Source organism: Mucilaginibacter sp. P4_G9, assembly GCF_056400985.1.
In genome coordinates this window covers 1-2,025 of record NZ_JBFUKF010000631.1, presented here as the reverse complement: position 1 = coordinate 2,025, position 2,025 = coordinate 1, and the positions used below count along the sequence as shown (strand labels likewise).

Below are 2,025 nucleotides of genomic sequence, written 5' to 3'. Positions count from 1 at the left end.
CAGTTATTGAATACCGTATCCGGAATAACTTTTTCTGGCGCTCAGAACGCGCCCGGCATCAGTACATCTGTTTTTTTACGCGGCGCATCATCGGGTAATACTTTAATATTAATAGATGGTTTCCCTGTTAACAACGCAAGCTCAATTGACGGTAGTTATGATCTTAATGCTTTCCCGATAAACCAGGTTGAAAGAATTGAAATACTAAAAGGAAGCGGATCGACACTTTACGGATCTGATGCTGTGGCCGGTGTGATCAATATTATTACCAAACATCCGCAGGGACAAGGCTTAAAAGGCAATTTGCAATTAACGGGTGGTAGTTATAATACCTTCCAGGAATCGGCCGGGCTGACCGGGGTAATAAACCATACCGGGATTACCGTTAACCTTTCTAATACGGATTCAAAGGGTTTTGCGGCTGCTACCGATACTACAAACAAAGCCGGATTTAAAAAAGATGGTTTCCATCAGCGTTCGGCAAGTGTGAACATCAATCAATATGTTTCTGAGAAGTTTAGCGTGAATGGTAATTTCCAGGGTAGTTATAACACCGGCGATTTGCCTTATGGCGCTTTTACTAATGATAACAACTACACCTACAACAATACATTTATATTTGGTGGTTTAGGAGCTAAAGTGAAATTACCAAAGGGAACATTGGTGTTTAATGCCAGCCAAAATACAGTTCGTAACAACTTTAAAAACCTGCCACCCGATAATAACGAAACCAACCAGTTAACAAAAAACACCGGCCGCATAAGCAATTTAGAAGCTGTGTTGAATTATAATTTGGGCAAATATTTTGACATTACGAGCGGCGCGAACTATAAATACAGCAATACCGACCAGTATAGCTCGTTTGAACAAACAGGATATCATCCTGGCCCAAGTATTATAAACTCCGATACGGCACATAGCAGCATTACCAGCGTTTACACCTCCTTGTTTTTCAAATCAAACATTTTCCATATGGAACTGGGCGGCAGGTATAATCACCATAGTAAATACGGAGATAACTTTACCTATACTATTAACCCTTCGCTGTATTTAGCAGATCAGTTTAAAGTGTTCGGAACTATTGCATCTGCCTATAAATCCCCATCTTTATATCAATTGTACTCGCAATATGGCAATGGTAAATTAACGCCAGAAACAACTACCTCATACGAGGTCGGGTTTGATTGGGAGATCGTAAAAAATGCATTATCGTTTAACACCGTATTCTATAAACGCAATACAAAAGATGTAATTTATTTCTTCTCTGAATCACAGCCTCCTTATAGAGCATTCTATAAAAATGGATCTTTTCAAAAAGATAAAGGCTTTGAAACTGAACTGAAATACAATTCAAACAAGCTAACTGCATCAGCATACTTTGCTTATGTTACAGGTAAGCAAACTGATGAAGCCGGCAAACAAACGGCTAATTTATACCGCAGGCCAAAAAATACCTTCGGTGCTAATGTTTCATACCAGGCCTGTGCTGACTTCCTGATCGGTGTAAATTATAAATATACCGGCGACAGGGGCGACCTGAATTTCGCCACCTATCCATCTACAATCACTACTTTGAAAAGCTATAACCTCGTTGACCTTCACCTGCAATTAAAAGCCACCAAAAATCTGAACGTATTTGGCGATCTGAACAACGTGCTCGACCAAAAATATACCGATTGGCTGGGGTATAACACACGTGGCATAAACTTTATGCTTGGTGCAAAATACCAGTTTAATTAGTAGTTTTTATTTAACATGATTATGAGTAATTTTACGTCATAAATATCACCATGAATAAAAAAGACACCATCAACAGGAACATTATCCTTATTTTAATGATAATTGTTGCTGCAGCTTTCAGGCTTATAACCTTTAAGTATAAGGAACTGAGTAACTTTACACCAGTGGGCGCTATAGCTGTGTTTGGAGGTGTTTACTTTACCGAAAAATGGAAAGGCTATGTAACGGTATTACTTACGCTTTTTACTACAGATATCATCATCAACTATCTGTACACATCAAAAA

General features: G+C 38.7%; 2 protein-coding genes. Both read left to right on the top strand.

The features are described 5' to 3' along the window. A partial coding sequence (locus tag AC1DPZ_RS26135) for a TonB-dependent receptor plug domain-containing protein (RefSeq protein WP_477409016.1) occupies positions 1-1,740 on the top strand: 1,740 nt, incomplete at its 5' end. Positions 1,741-1,790: 50 nt separating this feature from the next. Then, the coding region (locus AC1DPZ_RS26130; RefSeq protein WP_477409014.1) for a DUF6580 family putative transport protein at positions 1,791-2,025 on the top strand (235 nt) is incomplete at its 3' end.